The sequence below is a fragment of the Streptomyces antnestii genome, assembly GCF_004005495.1.
Lineage (GTDB): Bacteria > Actinomycetota > Actinomycetes > Streptomycetales > Streptomycetaceae > Streptomyces > Streptomyces antnestii.
This window is the reverse complement of the sequence record NZ_RZYA01000018.1, coordinates 115,147-137,212: the sequence shown is the minus strand read 5'-3', so window position 1 is coordinate 137,212 and position 22,066 is coordinate 115,147. Positions and strand designations below refer to the sequence as shown.

The window sequence follows — 22,066 nt, the reverse complement described above, 5'->3', positions numbered from 1 at the left end:
CAGCTGTCGGCACCGGCGGAGAGGGAGACACGGGATGTCAGTGCGTACCGGCCTGGTGGGTGTGGTTGCGGTGGTTGCGGTGGTGTCGGTGACGGCGGGGGCGTTCGCGTCCCCCGCCCTCGCCGACGCGCCCCACAGGACAGGACACCGGGCGACCCAGCAGGCCCTGGACGCCGCCGTCGCGGCGGGCGTGCCCGGGGTGACCGGGCGGGCGACGGACAAGTACGGGACCTGGAAGGGCACTTCGGGCGTCGGCGACCTGCGGACGGGCGCCCCGCGGGGGGAGCGCGACCGGTACCGCGTCGGCAGCATCACCAAGACCTTCGTCGCGACCGTCCTCCTCCAGCTGGAGGCCGAGGGCAGGATCGACCTGGACGACACGGTCGACCACTGGCTGCCCGGCGTCGTCACCGGACACGGCCACGACGGCAGGAAGATCACGCTCCGCCAGGTCCTCAACCACACCAGCGGCATCTACAACGTCACGGCGGACAAAGGCTTCCAGCAGACCGTGTTCGCACGGGACGGCTTCCTCAAGCACCGCTACGACACCTGGACCCCGGACGAGCTCGTGCGGATCGCGATGTCCCACAAGCCCGACTTCGCGCCCGGCACGTCCTGGAACTACTCCAACACCAACTACGTATTGGCCGGCATGGTCATCCAGAAGGTCACCGGACACTCCTACGCCGACGAGATCCGCCGCCGCGTCATCGAGCCCCTCCACCTGCGCGCCACCACCCTCCCCGGCACGTCCACCACCGTGCCCCGCCCGGCGTCCCGCGCCTACTCCAAGTTCCCCGACGACCCCGACAAGAAGACGTACGACGTCACCGAACTCAACCCGAGTCTCGCTTCCTCTGCCGGCGAGATGATCTCCGACTCGGCCGACCTGAACCGCTTCTACTCGGCGCTCCTCGGCGGCCGGCTGCTGCCCGCCGCGCAGCTCGCCGAGATGAAGACGACCGTGCCCGTGCCCCTGGGCGAGGACGGAGCCGAGGTGGGCTACGGCCTCGCCCTGATGAGCCAGAAACTGAGCTGCGGCACGGTGGTCTGGGGCCACAGCGGCGGTATCCACGGCTCCAGCTCGGACGCGGTGACCACCTCCGACGGCCGCCACTCCCTCGCGTTCAACTTCAACGGCGACTGGTCGGGCGACAGCCAGGCCGTCATGGAGGCCGAGTACTGCCCGAAGTAACCCGGAACGCAAGGGGACCCGGCGGTACTCAACGGGGGAGCACCATCACGTACGCCGCCGGCTCCCGGTCCACGGACGCCATCAGGGCGGTCCGCACGACCGTCGCCTGAAGGTCCGGTGACTCGCGCAGCTTGCGCGGGGTGAGGTGGACGACGGTGATGCCGAGGCGCTCCAGGTGCTCGCGCTTGCGGGCGTACTCGGACCACTCCAGGCCGTCGCTCTCCTGCTGGGGCTCGGGGCGCAGGCCGTGCCGGGGTGCCCGCGTGTCCAGTTCCACGGCGACGGCCTGGTCGGGCCAGAACGCGTCGACGCCGCCGAGGTGCGGGCCGCCGGGCATGCGCAGGTCCACGTTCCACAGCGGGTCCGGCAGGCCGTGCTCGCGCACCATCGCGTAAAGGCGGTCCTCGGCGATGGCCCGGCCCTCGGCGAGCAGCGAGTCCACGGCGTCCATGACGTGCGGCCGGGTGAGGAGCTTGGCCTGGTTCAACTCCCGTACCACCGCAGCGGGTTCGCAGTGGCCGCCGCGCACGGCCTCGGTGAGCAGACGCCGTACCGCGCCGGCCTCCGCGAGCTGGGCGACGGCGTCCGCGAGGGCCCGCGCCACCGGGGCCACCGGCACCCCCGCGATCCGCTGCGGGGTGGGCAGGCCATGGCCGCGCACGAGCCGGGCGAAACCGGTCGAGCGCAGCCGCCGGGTGCGCGGCACCAGGACGTCGATCCGGTCGAGGGATTCCAGCGGGGGAGCGGACGCGAAGCGGTGCAGGGCGAGCGCGGCGAGACCGGTGATCATCGCGTTGGCGTACGGGGCCTGCGGCGTGGTCTGCGGGGAGTGCGCCTCTCCATGGTCGGGCTGCGCGGGGATCGCGTCGGCGGCGCGGGCCTGGGGGCGGCCCGCGTAGAGGAGGACCGCGTGCAGCCGCTCGTCGGCGGTGGGCGGGCCGGGGTGGAGCAGATACACGCCGGGCAGGAGCTGCTGCCAGGGGCCGCCGGGCCTGCACTGCTCGTTCAGGGCCGCGGAGCCGACCCCGTGGGACTTGAGCTGGGCACCGCTCAGCACACGCTGCGGGCTCTCGGCGAGGTGCTGGAGAGGGCGGGGGGACAGCGGGGTGTTGTGGTTCATGACCGGGCCATTCCCGGCACGGGACCGGCCGCTAACCGCTGTTACACGCCTGTCGACAAAGAGGGACAAGCCTGCCCTAAAGTACGGGCGTTCGACTGCCGAGAAGGGCAGGCGGGGCGGCGGGTTACGGCCGGAAGTACCCGGATTCGGTAACTCCCGGCCGTGGCCGCCCCGTTGTGTCCTCCGCCGCTAGTTCGCGGCCTTCGCGTCGCACGCCTGTGCGCGCAGCGCGCGGGCCAGGTCGTCACGCGCCTCCAGGACGAGGCGGCGCAGCGCCGGGGCCGCGCCCTCGTGCGACTCCAGCCACGCGTCGGTCGCGTCGAGGGTGCCCTGCGAGTCCTGCAGCGACGGGAAGAGACCCTTCACCACGTCCATGCCGATCTGGATGGACCGCTCGTCCCACACCCGCTCGATCGCCGCGAAGTACTTCTCGGCGTACGGCGCGGTCAGCTCGCGCTGCGACGGCTGCTGGAAGCCCGCGATCGTCGCCTCGACCAGCGCGTTCGACAGCGCGTCGGACTCGACGACCTGCGCCCAGGCCTGCGCCTTCACCGCCGCGGACGGGCGTGCGGCGAGGCAGCGCACCTGGTGCCGCTTGCCGGACGCGGTGTCGTCACGGGCGAGCTCCGCGCCGATCACCGACTCGTCGGCGGCGGCGTGCGCGGCCAGCGGCTCCAGGAATGACCAGCGCAGCTCCTGATCCACGTCGAGCCCGTCGATCTTCTCGGTGCCGTCGAGGAGACCCCGCAGCAGCTGGAGATCGGCCTCGCAGGAGGCGACGGAGGCGAAGAACCTGGCCCACGTCAGCTGGTGCTGGCTGCCCGGCTCGGCGGACCGCAGCTCGCGCAGGGCACCCTCGGCGAGCAGGCGGCTGCCCTCGGCGCGCCACTCGGGCGCCGCGTAGTGGGTGACCGCGGAGCCGGCCCACGCGTGCAGCATCTGCAGGACGCCGATGTCGCTCTCGCGCCCGGCGAACCGCAGGACCAGGTCCGCGAAGTCGCGGGTCGGCATGAGGCCGTCCCGCGTCAGGCTCCACAGCGCCGACCAGCACAGGGCGCGGGCAAGCGGGTCCGTGATCTCGCCCAGGTGCTCGCGCAGCGTCGCCAGCGAGTTCTCGTCGAAGCGGATCTTGCAGTAGGTGAGGTCGTCGTCGTTGACGAGGACGAGGTCGGGCGCCTCGGCGCCGGCCAGCTCTCCCACCACGGTCCGCGGCCCGTCCACGTCGACCTCGGCGCGCGCGTACCGCGTGAGCGATCCGTCGACGCCCTCGCGCCGGTACAGGCCCACGGCGACGCGGTGCGGCCGCAGCTCGGGGTGGCTCTCGGCCGCCTCCTGCACCACGGCCAGCTCCGCGATCCGGCCTTCGGCGTCCAGAATCACCTGCGGGGTGAGGGAGTTGACGCCCGCGGTCTGCAGCCACGCCCGCGACCAGGTGGCCAGGTCGCGCCCGCTGGTCTCCTCCAGGACGGACAGCAGATCGCCGAGCTGCGTGTTGCCGTACGCGTTCCGCTTGAAGTAGCGGCGCGCCCCTTCGAGGAACGCGTCGCGCCCCACGTAGGCGACGAGCTGCTTGAGGACGCTCGCGCCCTTCGCGTACGTGATCCCGTCGAAGTTGAGCTTGGCGTCCTCCAGGTCACGGATGTCGGCCGTGACGGGGTGGGTGGAGGGCAGCTGGTCGGCGCGGTACGCCCACGCCTTGCGGTTGTTGGCGAAGGTGATCCAGCCGTTGGTGAAGCGGGTCGCCTCGACCATCGAGAACGTGCCCATGAAGTCGGCGAAGGACTCCTTGAGCCACAGGTCGTCCCACCACTGCATGGTGACGAGGTCGCCGAACCACATGTGCGCCATCTCGTGCAGGACGACGTTCGCCCGCCGCTCGTACGACGCCCGCGTCACCTTGCCGCGGAAGATGAACTCCTCCTTGAAGGTGACCATCCCCGGGTTCTCCATCGCGCCGAGGTTGTACTCCGGCACGAACGCCTGGTCGTACTTCCCGAAGGGGTACGGGTAGTCGAAGTGGTCGTGGAAGAAGTCCAGGCCCTGCTTCGTCACCAGGAACACGTCGTCGGAGTCGAAGTGCTTCGCGAGCCCCTTGCGGCACAGCGCGCCGAGCGGGATCTCCAGCGTCGAACCGTCCTCGAAGGTACGGCTGTAGGAGTCCGTGACGTAGTGGTACGGGCCCGCGACGACCGCCGTGATGTACGTCGAGATCGGCTTGGTCTCGGCGAACTTCCATACGCCGTCAGCCAGTTCACCCACCCCGTTCGACCAGACCGTCCACCCCTCGGGAGCCTGCACCGCGAACCGGTAGGGCGCCTTGAGGTCGGGCTGCTCGAAGTTCGCGTACACGCGCCGCGCGTCGGCGGGCTCGTACTGCGTGTAGAGGTAGACCTCGCCGTCCTCGGGGTCGACGAAGCGGTGCATGCCCTCGCCGGTGCGGCTGTAGGCGCACTGGGCGTCCACGACCAGCTCGTTCTCCGCGGCCAGACCGTCCAGCGCGATCCGCGTCCCGTCGAATACGGCCGCCGCGTCCAGGTCCTCGCCGTTGAGGGTCACCGCGTTCACGGAGGGCGCGATCAGGTCCACGAAGGTCGCGGCGCCGGGCTCGGCCCGGAACCGGATCGTCGTCACCGAGCGGAACGTACGGGGACCGTCACCCTCGGCATCGCCGACCGCGGACCGCAGGTCGAGCTGTACCTCGTACCCGTCGACGGACAGCAGACCCGCCCGCTCGCGGGCCTCGTCGCGGGAAAGATTCTCTCCGGGCACGGGCGGCACTCCCTCATCATTCGGCTGGCTGCACTTGTGGTGCGAACGGCACCGATCCTGCCATGTGGCCCTGACCACACACACCCGGGAATGGCCGGAGGCGGGCGGGGCGTTGCCCGTAGAGGCAATGCCACGGACGACACGAGGAGAACCATGTCCGAGAAGACCCCCGTCGACTTCTGGTTCGACCCCCTGTGCCCCTGGGCCTGGATGACCTCGCGGTGGATTCTCGAAGTGGAGAAGATCCGTGACATCGAGGTGCGCTGGCACGTCATGAGCCTCGCCGTGCTCAACGAGAACCGGCTCGACGAGCTGCCCGAGGAGTACCGGGACCTGCTCGAGACGAAGGCCTGGGGCCCGGTCCGCGTCGTCATCGCCGCCCAGCAGGAGCACGGCGCCGAGGTGCTCGGCGACCTCTACACGGCGCTCGGCACGCGCTTCCACAACGGCGGCGAGGGCCCCACGAAGGAAGCCGTCAAGAGTGCCCTCGAAGAGGTGGGCCTGCCGGTCACCCTGCTCGACCACTGGGACGAGACGCCGTACGACGCCGAGCTGCGCGCCTCCCACCAGGAGGGCATTGACAAGGTCGGCCAGGACGTCGGCACGCCGGTCATCGCGGTCCCGGGCGCGGACGGCGAGCAGATCGCGTTCTTCGGCCCGGTCGTCACCCCGGCCCCCAAGGGCGAGGAGGCCGGCAAGCTGTGGGACGGCACGCTGCTCGTCGCCTCGGTCCCGGGCTTCTACGAGATCAAGCGGACGCGGACGGCTGCGCCGAGCTTCGAGTGACTTAGTCGTCGATGCTCTCGGGGAGGGTGGTGCCCTTGCTCTGGTTCAGGTGCGGCTGGATCCATCGGCACTTCCCCTCGTTGCCCTGACAGCGCCAGTAGCTGTGAGCGTCGGCCCACTTCAGCTGCTCCTTGTTGACCAGATGTGCCTTCTCCCTGTCATTGGCGGGGCGGAAGTCCTGGAGGGGGCCCTTGCAGTTCGGGCAGTGCTTGGACATGGGCATAAGGGCACGATCCCCCGGAACCCCGCATACCGACAGACCCCCGTGAGCCAAGTGCTCACGGGGGTCTTCGGCGTTGATCGCGGCGGACGCCGGACGTCAGTCCTGCGGAGTGGCAACTTCCTTCGGGGCGCCGAGCTTCTGGCGGGCGTAACCCGTGATCGCGAGGATCAGGGTCAGGCCGCCCGTCCACAGGAGCTGGTCGCGGGTGCCGGCCTCGCGGGCCATCAGGACGAACACGCCGGCCATGGCGACCAGCGCCACGATCGTCAGGTACGGGTACGCCCACATCCGCACGACCAGCTTCTCCGGGGCCTCGCGCTCCAGGCGGCGGCGCAGGATCAGCTGCGAGACGGCGATGAAGAACCAGACGACGAGGATGATCGCGCCGATGGTGTTGAGCAGCCACATGAAGACGTCGTCGGGCCGCCAGTAGCTCAGCAGCACGCACACAAAGCCGAAGACCGACGAGGTCAGGACGGCGACGCGCGGCACCCCGCCGGAGATCGCGCCGAGCGCCTTCGGGCCGAGGCCGCGGGAGACCAGCGAACCGGACATGCGGGAGGCGCCGTAGATGTTGGCGTTCATCGCCGAGAGCAGCGCGACGAGCACGACCACGTTCATGATCTGGCCGGCGGCCGGGATGCCCAGGTGGTCGAGCGTCGCGACATACGGGCCCTTGGCGGGGATCTCCTTGGCGGTCCAGGGGAGCAGCGCCACGACGACGGCCATCGAGCCGACGTAGAAGATGCCGATGCGCCACATCGCGGTGCGGACCGCCTTCACGACGCCCTGCACCGGGTGCTCGGACTCGGCCGCCGCGATGGTGACGGTCTCCAGACCGCCGTATGCGAAGACCGAGGCGAGCAGGCCGACGATGAGGCCCTCGCTGCCGTTCGGCATGAAGCCGCCGTGGCCGGTGAGGTTGGACATGCCGGGGGCGCCGGTGCCGGGCAGGACGCCCAGGATCGCCAGGACGCCGATGACCAGGAAGAGCGCGATCGCGCCGACCTTCAGCGCGGCGAACCAGAACTCGAACTCACCGAAGTTCTTCACCGCGGCCAGGTTCGTGCCGCAGAACACCAGCATGAACAGGGCGACCCACGCCCACTCCGGGACACCCGGCACCCAGCCGTGCACGATGCCGGCCGCGCCGAGGCCCTCGAGGCCGACGGCGACGCAGAGCAGGAACCAGAACGACCAGCCCGCCGTGAAACCGGCCCAGGAGCCGATCGCCCGCTCGGAGTGCACCGAGAAGGAGCCCGACGAGGGGTACGCGGCCGACATCTCGCCCAGCATGCGCATCACGAGCATGACGAGCGCGCCCGAGATCGCGTACGCGAGGATGATCGACGGGCCCGCCGCCGCGATGGCCGTGCCCGAGCCCACGAAGAGCCCGGCGCCGATCACACCGCCGAGCGCGATCATCGAGAGATGGCGCTGCTTGAGTCCGGGGGTGAGCGACGAGTCGACCGGGACCTCTGGCGCGGCCGTGGGGGAGTCGGCAGGCGACTGCGACTGCGCGGACGTCCGAGACATGGATGTGCCCTGTTCAGTAAGTGAGACGGGGAAAGGCCCACAGTCTGGGCAGCGGCACCGGTCGCAGGGAACCGCCGACCGCTATACGGACACCACGTTCACACATCGTGAACGTTCACACACGCCGTGCGCGCAGCTCCCGCACGCCCGCGACGGCCAGGACGAGGGCCGTCGCACCGGCCGACCACAGCAACTGCGGACGGGCCGAGTCGTCCGTCAGCATCAGCCCGAACACCGCAGCCATCGCCGCGAGCGCCACCCACGTCAGCCACGGGAACCCCCACATCCGCAGCACGAGCCGCTCCGGCGCCGCCCGCTCGATGCGCCGCCGCAGACGCAGCTGCGACACGGCGATCAGCGCCCACACGAACAGCAGCACCGCACCGACCGAGTTGAGCATGTAGAGGAAGACGGAGTCGGGCCACTCCAGATTGAGCAGCACCGACACGAACCCGAACGCGACCGACGCCAGCACCGCCCGGCGCGGCACACCCCCGCCGCTCACCTTCAGGAGCGCCTGCGGCGCCTCGCGCCGCTCGGCCAGTGAGAAGACCATGCGGGACGCCCCGTAGAGGTTCGCGTTCAGCGCCGAGAGCAGCGCCACGAACACCACGATGTTCATGATCTGGCCCGCCGACGGCACCCCGATCGCGTCGAGCACGGTGACGTACGGGCTGACGCCCGCCTTCTGCGCCGTCCAGGGCAGCACCGCCACGATGACCAGCATCGAGCCGACGTAGAAGAACAGGATGCGGTAGACCGCGCTGCGCACCGCCCGGGACACCGCGCGCACCGGGTCGTCGGACTCGGCGGCCGCGATCGTGACGACCTCAAGGCCGCCGAACGCGAACACCACCGCGAGGACACCGGAGATGACGCCCTGCCAGCCGTGCGGCAGGAAACCGCCCTGCCCGGTCAGGTTGATGAGGCCGACGGGCAGCGTGCCCGGGAGCAGCCCGAAGACCGCCAGGGCGCCGAGGACCAGGAACGCGACGATCGCGAAGACCTTCAGTGTCGCGAACCAGAACTCGAACTCGCCGAAGTTCTTCACGGCCGCCAGGTTCGCCCCGGTGAAGACCAGCATGAACACCAGGACCCACGTCCACTGCGGCACGCCCGGCACCCAGCCGTTCGCGATCTGCGCCGCGCCCGTCGCCTCCACGGCGAGGACGACGACCAGCAGGAACCAGTAGAGCCAGCCCACGCTGAACCCGGCCCAGCGGCCGAGCGCCCGCTCGGCGTGCACCGAGAACGAACCGGACGCGGGCATCGCGGCCGACATCTCGCCGAGCATCCGCATCACGCACATCGCGAGCGCCCCGGCGATCAGGTAGGAGACGACGATGCCGGGCCCCGCGACCGCGATCCCGACCCCCGAACCGACGAAGAGGCCCGCCCCGATGACCCCGCCGAGGCCGAGCATCGTCAGATGCCGCTGCTTGAGTCCGCCGCCGAGCGGTTCCGGCGCGGAGTCGAGTGATCCGGGCGCCTGTGGTGCCGGGGAGCCGGGCCGTTCCGGCTCAGGCGGGAGCTGGTCGTGCATGGAGGTTCAGACCGCTTTCGGGGCTCGCTCGGGTTTGGCAGGAACCTACAGTCTCCCCGGCGCCCGCCTCCGGGCGCAAAAACGGCCCGTTTCGCCCCTGGCCTCAGTGACGAGCATCACCCCAACCCGCGCATGAACCACGGGCTTTGTGCGGACCCCACCAACCCCCGCCGTCACCCTTTGTCGAGCAGTGACCGTGATCGGGGATCGGGCACTGGGATAGCGTCACGAAGTCGCCACCTGTCCCTACCTGTTCTCACCCCCGCGGAGTCCCGATGAGTACGGCTGCCGTCTCCACCCGCCCCGGCAAGGTCCTGGCCGACCTGCTCCCCGCTTCGCGGACGCGTGACATCGCGCTCGTGCTCGGCGGCGCCGCCCTCACCGGCATCGCGGCCCAGCTCGCCGTGCCCGTGCCGGGCTCGCCGGTCCCCGTCACCGGGCAGACCTTCGCCGCGCTCCTCGTCGGCACCGCGCTCGGCGCCCGCCGCGGCTTCCTCTCGCTCGCTCTGTACGCGCTCGTCGGCATGGCCGGCGTGCCGTGGTTCGCGCAGGGCACCTCCGGCGCGGGCGGCGCCTCCTTCGGCTACGTCATCGGCATGCTGCTCGCCTCCACCGTCGTCGGCGCGCTCGCCCGGCGCGGCGGCGACCGCTCGGTCCTGCGCACCGCGGGCACGATGGTCCTCGGCTCCGCCCTCATCTACGCGGTCGGCGTCCCCTACCTCGCCGCTGTGACCGGCATGACGCTGACGCAGGCGGTCGCCGCCGGCCTCACGCCGTTCCTGATCGGCGACGCCCTGAAGGCGGCCCTGGCGATGGGCGTGCTGCCCACCGCCTGGAAGTTCGCCGACAAGTAGTCGCTGCCGAAAGCAGTCCCTGCCGAGGCGCGCTCAGCGCATCGTGAAGTCCCTCCGGAAGAGGTTCGCCGGGTCGTACGCGGCCTTCAACACGGCGAGCCTCTTCCGCGTCTCCGCGTCGTACAGCCCCTCCGTACGGTCCCCGCCGCCGAACGAGAAGTTCAGCGACCGGCCCACGGCCCGGCCCTCCACCTGCTTGAAGGCCAGCGTGTGATGGGCGCGCGCGGCCTCGGTGCCGGAGGCGTCGAGCGGCGACAGGATCCGCACCAGCCACCCCGCGTCCCGGTACGGCACACAGTTCGCCGCGGGCCGCGCCAGGGCGCCGCCCAGCTGGTTCACCTGCACCACGTGCATGCCCCGCGCGCCGGGCCCGGACATCCTGATCAGCTCGGCGACGCCCGCCTCGTCCAGCTCGCTCAGCACCACACTGTCCCCGTAGTAGGCGTGCGGGAAGTCCGGGTCGCTGTGAATGGTGTGGCTCTCGCTGTACGGCATCTCGCGCACGGTGTCCGACGCGGCCGGTCCGAGCGCCGCCCGCAACGGCGCGACGAGCCGCTCGCCCTCGGCCGCGCTCCCCGTGAAGGCGATCCGTACCGAGACCACGTACTGGCCGCGCAGCTGCGGCGGGAGCACCGGGATGTCCGGGTAGGCGATGGCGCCCAGGGACGACGTCAGGGTGTCCGGCACGGTCCGCGCCCAGTCGGTGTACGCCCGCAGGACGGCTGCCGGGTCGACCTCGGTCCCGTCATAGGCGAGCGCGCCCCCGTAGAGCCGCGCGACCGGCACCAGGGCCGTCTCCATGGCCGTCACGACGCCGAGGTCCGCGCCGCCGCCGAGCAGCCCCGCGAAGAGTCCGGGCTCGGCGTCTGCGGAGACCGTGCGCAGGCGCCCGTCCGCCGTGACGATGTCGAGGGACCGGACGTGATCGGCCGCGTACCCGAACTCCCGTGCCAGGATGCCGAGTCCACCGCCAAGGGTGTACGAGACCGCTCCCACGCCCGGCGCCGAACCTCCCCCACTGCCTTAAGGGCGTGGGAGGTACCCCCAGGGAGCGAGCCCGTGCGGCGCGGCCGCCTCGACGACCTGCCCCCACCTTGTCCCGGCCGCCACACGCACCGTGCGCGCCGCCGGGTCCACGACGACGCAGTCCATGCGCCGCGTGGAGATCAGTACGCCGCCCTGAGAGGTCCCGGGCAGGCCGTGCCCGGTGGCCTGCACGCCGACCGGCAGGCCGGCCCCGGCCGCGTACGAGACAGCGGCCACGACGTCGTCCGCGGAGGTTGCCGCGTAGATGACGTCGGGCCGCTGGGTGAAACCGGTCTGGAAACCGGCCAGTTCCTCGTCGTACCCGGCGTCGCCGGGCCGCAGGACGAGCAGTTGGCTGTGTGCACGAGTGTCGTCGGAGTCCATGCGCCCAACTCTGCACGACGCCACTGACATTCACCGTGAGCTCCTCCGGGGTCATCCCGGAGGAGCCGGCGTCAGCCGGTCAGCCGGTCAGCCCGTCAGCTCGTCGGCCGGTCCGGCGGAGACCTTCTTCCGCTTCTGCACCTGCTCGCGCACCAGCGCGAAGCCGACCACGAGGGCCGCCACGAGCAGCGACAGGACGACCTGCTCGCGCCCCGCGTCGTCGGTGAGCATGTAGACGAGCACGAACGAGATCATCGCGATCGTCGCCCACGTCAGATACGGGAAGAGCCACATCTTCACGACGAGCTTCTCCGGCTGCTCGCGCAGGATCATCCCGCGCATCCTCAGCTGCGTGAAGCAGATGACGAGCCAGACGAAGAGGGCGACGGCGCCGGAGGAGTTGAGGAGGAAGTTGAAGACGGTGGTCGGCCACTGGTAGTTGAACCAGACGGCGAGGAACCCGAAGACGACCGACCCGAGGATCGCGGCCTGCGGCACCCCGCGCTTGCTGGTCTTCGCGAACGCCTTGGGCGCGTCACCGCGCTGGCCGAGCGAGAACGCCATGCGGGAAGCGGTGTAGAGACCGGAGTTCAGACAGGACAGCACCGCGGTCAGCACGATGACGTTCATGACCTGACCGGCGTGGGGGATACCGATCGAGTTCAGGGCCGCGACGTACGAGCCGTCCTTGGTGATCGACTTGTCGTTCCACGGCAGCAGCGTCAGGACGATGAAGATCGAGCCGAGGTAGAAGACGCCGATACGCCAGATCACGCTGTTCGTGGCCTTGGTGACGGCGCGCTGCGGGTCCTCGGACTCGCCGGCGGCCAGCGTGACGATCTCGCTGCCCATGAAGGAGAAGACGACCATCAGTACGCCGGTCAGGATCGACCCGGGCCCGTTGGGCATGAACCCGCCCGCGTCCGTGAGGTGCGCGAATCCCGCCCCGGGGTTGTCGGAACCCGGCAGTACACCGAACACGGCGAGCAGGCCGATGATGACGAACGCGCCGATCGCGACGACCTTGATCCCGGCGAACCAGAACTCGAACTCGCCGTACGAGGCGACCGAGGCCAGGTTCGTCGCGGTCAGGACGACCATCACGATCAGGGCCCAGGCCCACTGCGGCACGGCCGGTACCCAGCCGTTGAGGATCACGGCGCCGGCGGTGGCCTCGACGGCCAGTACGACGACCCAGAAGAACCAGTAGAGCCAGCCGATGGAGAAGCCGGCCCAGCGGCCGAGCGCCTGGTCGGCGTAGGCGGAGAAGGAGCCGGAGGACGGCCGTGCGGCGGCCATCTCGCCGAGCATCCGCATCACCATGACGACCATCGTGCCGACGAGGGCGTACGAGACGAGGATCGCGGGTCCGGCCTTGGCGATGCCCGAACCGGAACCGACGAAGAGGCCGGCGCCGATCACACCGCCGATGGCGATCATGGAGAGGTGCCGGTTCTTGAGGCCGGCCTTGAGTCCGTCGGAACCCTGTGAACCGTCTGGACCGGTGGTGCCGGTCCGGCCGTTCTCGGGGTGTGATGCTCCAGGATTGTGGGACGCCTGGTCGGCCTTCGCAAGGGAGGGTTGCGAGGTCATGGACGAATCCTTAAGTCTCGGGTCACGAGCCCAGGCATTGAAACCCCCGGTGCATACCCGACGGAAGACCTGAATCCGGATCGTGATTTTCGACTCGCCGCCGCCGGCCGGCCCGGGCCGCCACGACGACCCGACCGCGCCGTGCCCCGGCGGGACGTGCCACACTCGGACCCATGCGCGTGTACCTCGGCTCGGATCATGCCGGCTACGAACTCAAGAACCACCTGGTCGAATGGCTCAAGGCCCACGGCCACGAGCCCGTCGACTGCGGGCCCCACATCTATGACGCCCAGGACGACTACCCCCCGTTCTGCCTCCGCGCCGCGGAGCGGACGGCGGCGGACCCGGACGCCCTCGGCATCGTGATCGGCGGCTCGGGCAACGGTGAGCAGATCGCCGCGAACAAGGTGAAGGGCGTCCGTGCGGCCCTCGCCTGGAGCGAGCAGACCGCGGCCCTCGGCCGCGAGCACAACAACGCGAACGTGGTCTCCATCGGCGGCCGCATGCACACGCAGGAAGAGGCGACGAAGTTCGTCGAGATCTTCCTCTCCACCCCGTACTCGAACGAGCCCCGCCACACGCGCCGCATCGAGATGCTGTCGCACTACGAGGAAACGGGCGAACTCCCCGCAATCCCGCCCCACCATCCGCAGGCGTAACCCCTGCTTTCAGCCCCTCCGGCGTTTGAGGAGCGGGGTCCGGGGCAGAGCCCCGGTCTTTCGGGAAGGGGCGGGCTGGGGGAGTAAAACCCCCACCCCCGCCCCCACCCACCCGCACCCGAAGATCCAGGAGAAAAAGAACCCGTGCCCGAGGGCCACACAATCCACCGCCTGGCCCAAGACCACGGCACCCGCTTCACAGGCCACCCGGTGACGGTGAAGAGCCCGCAGGGCAAGTTCTCGGACAGCGCCGCCCTCCTGGACGGCCAGGTCCTGGACACCACGGAAGCCCACGGCAAACACCTCTTCCTGGGCTTCGCAGAAACCGGCTGGATCCACATCCACCTCGGCCTCTTCGGCAAGTACACCCTCGGAGAGACCCCCGCCCCACCCCCCACGGACACCGTCCGCCTCCGCCTCCTGAGCGACACCCACTACTCGGACCTGCGCGGCCCCACGACCTGCGCGTTGATCACGGACGCCGAGAAGCAGGCGATACACGACCGCCTCGGCCCCGACCCCCTGCGCCCCGCCGACGACCCGGCCAGGGCATACGCCCGCGTCTCCCGCAGTCGCACCACCGTCGCCGCGCTCCTCATGGACCAGAAGGTCATCGCGGGCGTCGGCAACGTCTACCGCGCCGAGGTCCTCTTCCGCCACGGCATCGACCCGTACACCCCCGGCAGGGCCGTCACCCCCGCCGAGTGGACGGCGATCTGGACCGACCTGGTCGCGCTGATGCGCGAGGGCGTCCGCCACAACCGCATCGACACCGTCCGCCCCGAGCACACCCCCGAGGCGATGGGCCGCCCGCCGCGCGTCGACGACCACGGCGGCGAGGTGTACGTCTATCGCCGGGCCACGATGCCCTGCCACCTCTGCGGCACCGAGATCCGCACCGCGGCCCTCGCGGCCCGCAACCTGTTCTGGTGCCCGAGGTGCCAGCCCGCGCGCTGACCGGCCCGCCGGCTCAGAACCCGTGCGGCAGCCACGGCGCCACGGTCGACCCGAACGCGAGCGCCGCCTCGTCGACCGCGCCCGGCCGCAGCTCCCGTACCCGCCCGGCGCGCGCGAGCGCCGCCAGGGACGTGTCACCGAGGTAGGCGGCGCCCAACTCCCGTACGGACAGGGCGAGATCGGGCTCGTCCCCGGTCCGCTTGCAGGACGCTCCCTTCGCGTCCCCGGTCAGCCGCCAACGCCCCGCGTTCCAGGGACAGAAGTCGTCCTCGACGTCGAACACGACGTCCACGGGCACCTGATACGTACGGGCCTCAAGCGCAGCGCCCACGTCCACGAGCCGTACGTGCATCGAGTCCCGCACGCCCACCCGGCACCGCCGGATGTCGCTGACGAGGGAGAACAACGGGTCGTCGACGGGCCGGTTGCGCGCGTGCACGGCCGACGTCAGGTCGATGCCGAGGAGGAAGCGCCACAGCGCCGCGTACGCCGCCGGGTCGAGCGCGTCGATGTGCCGCAGCGTGATCCGGCCCTTGGGGCCCGCCGCGTCCCACTCCGGCTTGTTGTGGAAGCGGACGTAGCCGACCGTCTCCCCGTCCCGCTCGGCCAGCACGCACTGCATCGGCGACGCGCCCTCCCGCTCCTGCGGCGGGTCGAGCAGCGGAAGGCGCTCCCAGCCGGGCCTGCGGGCGAGCATGCCGGGCCGGGACCCGATCGTCCGTACGTACACGGCCTCGCACTCGGCGGCGGCCTCCGCGACGCCGGCGAACCGCAGCCGTACGTCGTCCGTGCCGGCCGGCGCGTCGATCCGCACGCGCGTCGAGTCGATCTCGACGGAGGCCTGGCGGGTCGCGATCCCGTACCCGAAGCGCCCGTAGATGGCGGGCTCGGACGCGGTGAGCACGGCCAGAGGCTCGCCCCAGGACCGTACGTCGTCGAGCTGGCGCCGCATCATCGACGTCAGCACACCGCGCCGCCGGTCCGTCGCCGCGACGCTGACCATCGTGACGCCCGCCGCCGGTACCTGCGCGCCGCCGGGCACCGTCACCCGGAACGTGAACGCCCCCGCGGTCCCCACGCACCGGTCGCCGTCCCACGTGCCGATCGACCGGTCGAACTCCGTGAGGTCTTCATAGAGTGCGCGCGCCTCGGGGGCTTCGGGGATGCCTCCGAAGGCCAGCTCCAGCTTCCCGTACCACTCGTTCCAGTCGTCCCGGCGCAGCACGCGTACGTCCGTCGTCATAAGCCCATCCCTACCAGGACACCGCGGACGAAGCGAGAGATTTTCCCCGCCGTGCGGCCCCCTTCGGCCACCCCAAGAGGCCCGGGAAGAGGGACAAGTGGGACCTCCCGTGCGAAGCCCGTGGCCCGATGGATAGGGTCCACGAGCAATGGCAGGACGACGCGCGCAAGCCGAGACGTTTCCGGCCCGGATGAAGATGAGACTGCACCGGGCCCGCATCGCGCTGCGCAAGTCGGGTGTCGACTACTTCCGCGGCGAGGGCTCCGACTGGGTCGCGCTCGTGGGACTGCTCCTCACCGTCCCGGTCATCACCCTCGGAACCCTCGTCGACCCGGTGTGGTGCTCCCCGACGGCGCTCGTCCTGCCGATCGTGGCGGGCGGCCTGGTGCTCCGCCCGGCCAGCCTCCTCGGCCTGTACGCGGCCGCCGCGGCCGCGATGATCGTGGAATCGGCCAAGCTCGGCCCCTACGCGGAGGGCGCGGCCCGGGTCACCCCCGGCACCGTCCTCGTCGTGGCCGCCTGCGGCTTCTTCGGCCTGCTCATCGCCCAGTTCCGCAGCCGCGTCGGCGTGCCCTGGCGGCGCGGTGGCACCATGCTGTTCGACCTGCGCGAACGCATCCGCGTCCAGAGCAAGCTGCCGCAGCTGCCCGAGGGCTGGCACCGCGAGATGGCGCTGCGGCCGGCCGGCGGCCAGTCCTTCTCCGGTGACTTCGTGGTCGCGGCCCGCACGAACGGCGGCCGGACCCTGGAGGCGGTCCTCACGGACGTCTCGGGCAAGGGCATGGACGCGGGCTCACGGGCCCTGCTCCTGTCCGGCGCCTTCGGCGGCCTGCTCGGCTCGCTCCCGCCGCACGCCTTCCTGCCCGCCGCGAACGCGTATCTGCTCCGCCAGGACTGGGACGAGGGCTTCGCGACCTCCATCCACCTGGTCCTCGACCTGGAGTCGGGCGACTACGAACTCTTCTCCGCGGGGCACCCGCCGGGCCTCCAGCTCAGCGCGGGCAGCGGGCGCTGGGAGGAGAAGGCCGCCGAGGGCCCGCTCCTCGGCGTGTACGACGGTGCCCAGTTCGACCCCATCAAGGGCTCGCTGCGCCCCGGCGACGTGCTGATGCTCTTCACGGACGGCCTCGTCGAGACGTCCGACCGGGACATCGCCGAGGGCATCGACCGCCTCACCGGCGAGGCGGACCGCTATGTCTCCGGCGGCTTCCACGGCGCGGCCTGGCACCTCATCGAGGCGGTGGCCAAGGACGTCAACGACGACAGGGCGCTGCTCCTCATATGCCGGGAGGCGTGAGGGGGCTGCGGGTTCGTTGCCGGGTGCGGCTTCGTCGTGGCTGGTCGCGCCCACGCGGCGGAGTCGCTGATGACACAGCCCCGCGCCCCTGAAATGCATGCGCTGCGCGCAGCATTGCCCCGATGAGATGGCGCACGCAGTGCGCATCTCAAGGGGCGCGGGGAACTGCGCGACCAGCCCCCACCGGAGCCGCACCCCGCGACGAAGCCGCACCCTGAAACTCCCCGACGGGCCAGCCCGCGCGAGACATAGGGTCGGCGACATGCTGACCCTCGCCGAGGTGGAGGCCCTGGCACGCCGGGCCCACGCCGCCCAGACCGACAAGGCCGGACGCCCCTACACGGAACACCTGGAGGCGGTCGCCGAAGGGGTACGTGCCCGGGGCGGCGACGACGAGCAGATCGCGGCGGCCTGGCTGCACGACGCGGTCGAGGACGACGCGCTCTCGCGGGACTGGCTCGACACCGCCGCCCTCACCGACCGCACCAAGGCCGTCGTCCTCGCCCTCACCAAGCGCGCCGGCGAACCTCAGGAGGCGTACGCGGAGCGAATTCTGGCCACTCCGGGCGCGCTCCTGGTCAAGGAGTCGGACCTGGCCCACAACGCGGACCCGGCCCGCCTCGCGGCACTGGACCCGCCGACGCGGGAGCGCCTGACCCAGAAGTACGCGACGATGCGGGCACTCCTGGGCCTGCGCGCCCAGCCGTAGTTGTCGTAAACCTAGGCCTTGGCGCGTCCGCGGTCGCGCGCCAGCTGGGCCGCGTCCTTCTTGAACGCCCATTCCATCTTGGGCTCCATGGCGAAGCGGAACATCCGCTGCACCGGCGGCGTGCACAGCGCCGTCACGACGGTCGCCGCGACGACCGTCACGAACACCTCGCCCAGCGGCTTGTGCAGCCAGGCGTAGTCGTCGAACCAGCCCCAGAAACGGGAGCCCTTGGCGATGAAGCCGTGCAGCAGGTAGCCGTACAGCGTCCCCGCGCCAAGGACGGTGAACCACATCTTCCGGCGCGGCACCCAGGCGAAGAAGCACGCCGTGAGGACGACCGAGCAGCCGAACAGCGCGAGCGTCATCACGACGCCCGCCCACCACGGCGCGCCCAGCTCCTGCGCGCTGTCGCGGTGGTAGAACCACGCCGACGTCATCCGCGGAGCGGCCCAGTACGCGAGCACCACCGCCGCCGCGAAGACCGGCACGGACAGGATCCGCACCTCGCGCCGGCGCACCAGCTGGAAGTGCTCGGGCTTCAGGAACAGGCCGAGTACGAAGAAGGGGAGGAACTGCAGGACGCGCTGGAGGTCGAGGTCGTCACCGATGTCGGGGGAGACGGAGGCGAGTACCGCGATGGCGACCGCGAGCGGCACCGGCCAGCGGATGATCTTCCACAGCGGGGTGGTGAGCCGCCATACGAACAGGGCGACCAGGAACCAGGTCAGGTACCAGGGGTCGAGCAGGCTGATGGGCTGCGTCGGATCGTTGTCCGCCCAGCGCTTGAAGAAGGTGTACGCGACCTCGAAGATCACGTACGGGACCAGCACCCCGGTGATCAGGCGCCGGAGCCGGTCCGGACGCATGTCGAAGCTGCGGGAGAAGTAGCCGGAGATGATGATGAACGCCGGCATGTGGAACGTGTAGACGGTCATATAGAGCGCCTCGGCGGCGCGGCTGTGATCCGTCAGCGGTTCCCAGGAGTGGCCCATCGCGACAAAGACGATGGCCAGGTACTTGGCGTTGTCGAAGAACGCGTCCCGCTGTTTCGCGGGCTTGGCGGCCGGCGTGGGGGAGGCGGCTGCCGTGTTCGGTGGCTCGTGTGATGGGGTCCTCTGTGCCGCAGGGAGCGGGGCTCGGGTGGGGGCAGCGCGGAACATCTGAGGCACCCTAGCGGCGCCCGCGGTATTTCGTAAAACCCTCACGCCAAATCCTCCTTAGCGCGCGAGTACCCCTGATTCGGAGAAGTCGGCATAGCGATCGCGACGTTTCCGCAGGCCTTCGGACGCAACTTCGGGAGGCATCCATATCAGTCCGTTATGACCGCTTTCATTCCGATTAAATAGTGCATATCGGTCACACTCGACCGGCCGGGATGTGTCCGCCGCGACAATTCGAATTAACGACGAACAACGCATGCCGGCCCGCTCGTGCCCGTCATGTGGACATGCTGTGTGTGCATGGAAACGATCAGGCCGAATTACCGGCCACGGGATCCCGCGAAATTGCCCCCGGAACGCGCGCTGATCATGTGCCCCATGGGCGCCGGGCCGTCGCGCCCCCGCGCGCCGGTGGCCGAACGATGCGTCACCCGCCGCATACGGAAGCCGTGTTGGTGGCACGATGGTTCTGGCGGGGGTGTGCGTGGTCGTACCCCCGGGCCGGGAGAGCGGACCGACCTAGGGTGTGATCAGTGTGGCCATTTCGCTGTCAGTGGTACTGCTGTTGGCGATCATTCTCGTGGTGCTGATCCGGGGAGGGTCGATCAAGGCAGGGCCTGCCATCGTGGCGATCCTGTTCGGGTTCTTCCTCGCCTCGACCGGAATGGCCAACGACATCCAGAGGTTCTTGAACTCGATAGCGGGCATGATCAACTCGATCCGCTTCTGACCGGACCTCCGCGCACGAGGCGTACGAGATGCGCGAGGCGCACGAGGCACGCAAAAAAGCCCCGGGCCCGGTTCCTGAGAACCGGGCCCGGGGCCACAAGAGCGGGCGACGGGAATCGAACCCGCGTAGCTAGTTTGGAAGACTAGGGCTCTACCATTGAGCTACGCCCGCACAGCACTGCCGCAGGTCGGTGACCGCGGCAACGGGAAGCATCGTAGCGGGTCGGAAGCCGTCACCGCACACCGCATTCCGCCGCTCGCAATGCGGGAGCCGCACCGGCCGCGTGCATGTACCCTACGTCTCGCACCGACGGGGTGTGGCGCAGCTTGGTAGCGCGTCCGCTTTGGGAGCGGAAGGCCGTGGGTTCAAATCCCGCCACCCCGACCAGCGTCTCAACAGCCGTCAACCTCTCCTCAAGATCGCGTTGTGGGTCGGCTCCGGCTTGCCGTTACTATGCAAGCTGCGTGCCCGTGTGTCTCTTAACCGGGCAGGAACCCAGAAGTCAGCCCCCAAGGAGACCGAACCGTGAAGAGCGCCGTGGAGACCCTGAACCCGACCCGGGTTCGGCTCAGCATCGAGGTGCCCTTCGAGGAGCTCAAGGACAGCCTCGACGCGGCGTACAAGAAGATCAACCAGCAGGTCACGGTGAAGGGCTTCCGCAAGGGCAAGATCCCGGCCCGCGTCATCGACCAGCGCTTCGGCCGCGGTGCGGTCCTGGAGGAGGCGGTCAACGACGCGCTTCCGAAGTTCTACACCGAAGCGGTCAACGAGGCCGAGCTCAACGTGCTCGGCCAGCCCGAGGTCGACATCACGGAGCTGAAGGACGGCGAGACGCTGAACTTCACCGCCGAGGTCGACGTCCGCCCGACCATCGAGATCCCGGACTACTCCGGCATCGAGGTCGAGGTCGACGCCATCGAGGTCTCCGACGAGGACGTCGACAAGTCCGTCGAGCAGCTCCGTGAGCGCTTCGCCTCGACCTCCCCGGTCGAGCGTGCCGCCCAGGACGGCGACGTCGTCACGATCGACCTCGAGGCCAAGGTCGACGGCGAGGTCCTGGAGGACGGCGTCGCTTCCGGCGTCTCCTACACGATCGGCTCCGGCGAGCTCCTCGAAGGCATCGACGAGGCCGTGAAGGGCCTGGAGGCCGGTGGCGAGGCCACCTTCACCTCCGAGCTCAAGGGCGGCTCCGCCGAGGGCAAGGAGGCCGAGGTCACCGTCAAGGTCACCCAGGTCGCCGCCCGTGAACTCCCGGGCCTGGACGACGAGTTCGCCCAGCTCGCCTCCGAGTTCGACACCCTCGACGAGCTGAAGGCCGACAGCCGCAAGCGCCTCGAGAACATGAAGCAGTACGACCAGGCCACGCAGGCCCAGGAGCGTGTCCTGGAGAAGCTGCTCGAGCTGGTCGAGGTCCCCGTCCCCGAGAAGCTCCTCGCGGACGAGATCCAGACCCGCACGCACAACCTCGAGCACCACCAGCTCGGCCAGATGGGCCTCGACCTGGACAAGTACCTGGAGATCCAGGGCAAGTCCCGCGAGGAGTTCGACACCGAGACCGAGGCTGCCGCGGTCAAGGGCATCAAGACGCAGTTCGTGCTCGACGAGCTCGTCAACAAGGAGAAGCTGAACGTCAACCAGGAGGAGCTCACCGAGCACCTCATGCGGCGCGCGCAGTCCTCCGGCATGTCCCCCGACCAGTTCGCCCAGGCCGTCGTCGAAGGCGGCCAGGTCCCGATGCTGGTCGGCGAGGTCGCCCGCGGAAAGGCCCTCGCGGTCGTCGTCGAGGCCGCCACGGTCAAGGACACGAACGGCGAGATCGTCGACCTCGAGGACGAGGAAGAGGCTGCCGCCGCCGAGGAGACGGTCGAGGCCGTCGTCGACGGCGCGGCCGAGGAGACCACCGAGGCGTAATCGCTTCGCTCTGACAGTACGCACGATGGGCCCCGGGACGTGTCATGTCCCGGGGCCCATCGCGCCCTCCAGGGGCGCGGGGCTGTTACATCTGCGGCTCCGCCGCGTGGGCGCGACAAGCCCCCACCGGGCCGCAGACGCGCGTGCCCCGCGAGGCCCTATGGCGGGTGCGGCTCTGAGGGGGCTGAGCGCGCAGTTCCCCGCGCCTCAAAGGCCGCTCAGCGAGCGCAGCGGACCTGCGCTCACAGCGAACAGCTACCTTCGCGGGATTCCCCGGAGGGGCCCGCGCGTTAGGGTCCATGAGTACGAGGGCAGGAGTCCCCGGCGCCGTCGGAGACGGCACACACACGCGGGCCCCAGCCCTCCGC

The 22,066-nt window shown here is 70.3% G+C and carries 17 protein-coding genes, 2 tRNA genes and 1 pseudogene; 10 read left to right on the top strand and 10 right to left on the bottom strand.

Going from position 1 to position 22,066, the window contains the following annotated elements; translation table 11 throughout:
• The first annotated feature begins 34 nt into the window (after positions 1-34).
• On the top strand, positions 35-1,198 hold the full coding sequence (locus tag EOT10_RS30275) for a serine hydrolase domain-containing protein (protein WP_189492246.1): 1,164 nt from the start codon (positions 35-37) through the stop codon (positions 1,196-1,198).
• Between the two features lie 28 nt (positions 1,199-1,226).
• On the opposite strand, the gene EOT10_RS30270 is transcribed toward EOT10_RS30275, so the two are convergent.
• Together EOT10_RS30270 and pepN are read right to left on the bottom strand one after the other, a co-directional pair.
• Positions 1,227-2,318, bottom strand: a complete 1,092-nt coding sequence (locus tag EOT10_RS30270; protein WP_127831552.1) for a hypothetical protein — start codon at positions 2,316-2,318, stop codon at positions 1,227-1,229.
• Positions 2,319-2,507: 189 nt separating this feature from the next.
• Positions 2,508-5,087 (bottom strand): aminopeptidase N, encoded by a 2,580-nt coding sequence (gene pepN / locus EOT10_RS30265; protein WP_127831551.1) that lies wholly within the window; start codon positions 5,085-5,087, stop codon positions 2,508-2,510.
• Positions 5,088-5,240: 153 nt separating this feature from the next.
• Here pepN and EOT10_RS30260 point away from each other — a divergent pair, with 153 nt between their 5' ends.
• The gene (locus EOT10_RS30260) at positions 5,241-5,873 is read left to right on the top strand and encodes a mycothiol-dependent nitroreductase Rv2466c family protein (protein ID WP_127831550.1); all 633 of its coding nucleotides are present in this window, start codon (positions 5,241-5,243) and stop codon (positions 5,871-5,873) included.
• Between the two features lies 1 nt (position 5,874).
• Here the strand turns inward: EOT10_RS30260 and EOT10_RS30255 are convergent, their stop codons facing one another.
• From EOT10_RS30255 to EOT10_RS30245, 3 genes are all read right to left on the bottom strand, one after another.
• Positions 5,875-6,090, bottom strand: coding sequence for a hypothetical protein (locus tag EOT10_RS30255; protein ID WP_127831549.1), 216 nt, complete (start codon positions 6,088-6,090; stop codon positions 5,875-5,877).
• Between the two features lie 102 nt (positions 6,091-6,192).
• Positions 6,193-7,632, bottom strand: a complete 1,440-nt coding sequence (locus EOT10_RS30250) for an amino acid permease (protein ID WP_127831548.1) — start codon at positions 7,630-7,632, stop codon at positions 6,193-6,195.
• A 115-nt stretch (positions 7,633-7,747) separates the two neighbouring features.
• Positions 7,748-9,175, bottom strand: a complete 1,428-nt coding sequence (locus tag EOT10_RS30245) for an amino acid permease (RefSeq protein WP_127831547.1) — start codon at positions 9,173-9,175, stop codon at positions 7,748-7,750.
• Between the two features lie 275 nt (positions 9,176-9,450).
• Here EOT10_RS30245 and EOT10_RS30240 point away from each other — a divergent pair, with 275 nt between their 5' ends.
• Complete coding sequence (locus EOT10_RS30240) at positions 9,451-10,029, top strand: biotin transporter BioY (protein ID WP_127831546.1); 579 nt, start codon at positions 9,451-9,453, stop codon at positions 10,027-10,029.
• Positions 10,030-10,062: 33 nt separating this feature from the next.
• Here EOT10_RS30240 and EOT10_RS30235 read toward each other — a convergent pair.
• Positions 10,063-11,439, bottom strand: a pseudogene (locus EOT10_RS30235) (FAD-binding oxidoreductase).
• An 87-nt stretch (positions 11,440-11,526) separates the two neighbouring features.
• A complete protein-coding gene (locus EOT10_RS30230) occupies positions 11,527-13,032 on the bottom strand; it encodes an amino acid permease (RefSeq protein ID WP_127831545.1) in 1,506 nt (501 codons plus the stop codon).
• 173 nt (positions 13,033-13,205) lie between these two features.
• Between EOT10_RS30230 and EOT10_RS30225 the strand changes: the two genes are divergently transcribed.
• Positions 13,206-13,691 carry a ribose-5-phosphate isomerase gene (locus tag EOT10_RS30225; protein WP_127831544.1) on the top strand — a complete coding sequence of 162 codons (486 nt, stop codon included), beginning with the start codon at positions 13,206-13,208 and terminating at the stop codon, positions 13,689-13,691.
• A 144-nt stretch (positions 13,692-13,835) separates the two neighbouring features.
• The gene (locus EOT10_RS30220; protein ID WP_127831543.1) at positions 13,836-14,648 is read left to right on the top strand and encodes an Fpg/Nei family DNA glycosylase; all 813 of its coding nucleotides are present in this window, start codon (positions 13,836-13,838) and stop codon (positions 14,646-14,648) included.
• 13 nt (positions 14,649-14,661) lie between these two features.
• Here the strand turns inward: EOT10_RS30220 and EOT10_RS30215 are convergent, their stop codons facing one another.
• Complete coding sequence (locus EOT10_RS30215; RefSeq protein WP_127831542.1) at positions 14,662-15,891, bottom strand: GNAT family N-acetyltransferase; 1,230 nt, start codon at positions 15,889-15,891, stop codon at positions 14,662-14,664.
• A 148-nt stretch (positions 15,892-16,039) separates the two neighbouring features.
• Here EOT10_RS30215 and EOT10_RS30210 point away from each other — a divergent pair, with 148 nt between their 5' ends.
• Entirely contained in the window at positions 16,040-17,188 is a 1,149-nt protein-coding gene (locus tag EOT10_RS30210; RefSeq protein ID WP_127831541.1) for a PP2C family protein-serine/threonine phosphatase, read from the top strand.
• Between the two features lie 262 nt (positions 17,189-17,450).
• A complete protein-coding gene (locus EOT10_RS30205) occupies positions 17,451-17,897 on the top strand; it encodes an HD domain-containing protein (RefSeq protein WP_127831540.1) in 447 nt (148 codons plus the stop codon).
• Between the two features lie 11 nt (positions 17,898-17,908).
• On the opposite strand, the gene EOT10_RS30200 is transcribed toward EOT10_RS30205, so the two are convergent.
• Positions 17,909-19,057, bottom strand: coding sequence for an acyltransferase family protein (locus EOT10_RS30200; protein ID WP_127831539.1), 1,149 nt, complete (start codon positions 19,055-19,057; stop codon positions 17,909-17,911).
• Positions 19,058-19,592: 535 nt separating this feature from the next.
• Here EOT10_RS30200 and EOT10_RS30195 point away from each other — a divergent pair.
• Entirely contained in the window at positions 19,593-19,787 is a 195-nt protein-coding gene (locus EOT10_RS30195; protein WP_127831538.1) for a hypothetical protein, read from the top strand.
• Positions 19,788-19,887: 100 nt separating this feature from the next.
• Here EOT10_RS30195 and EOT10_RS30190 read toward each other — a convergent pair.
• Positions 19,888-19,958: transfer RNA gene (locus tag EOT10_RS30190), tRNA-Gly, on the bottom strand.
• 139 nt (positions 19,959-20,097) lie between these two features.
• Between EOT10_RS30190 and EOT10_RS30185 the strand changes: the two genes are divergently transcribed.
• Together EOT10_RS30185 and tig are read left to right on the top strand one after the other, a co-directional pair.
• Positions 20,098-20,174, top strand: a tRNA-Pro gene (locus EOT10_RS30185).
• Between the two features lie 138 nt (positions 20,175-20,312).
• Positions 20,313-21,698 carry a trigger factor gene (gene tig / locus EOT10_RS30180; RefSeq protein WP_127831537.1) on the top strand — a complete coding sequence of 462 codons (1,386 nt, stop codon included), beginning with the start codon at positions 20,313-20,315 and terminating at the stop codon, positions 21,696-21,698.
• Positions 21,699-22,066 lie beyond the last annotated feature (368 nt).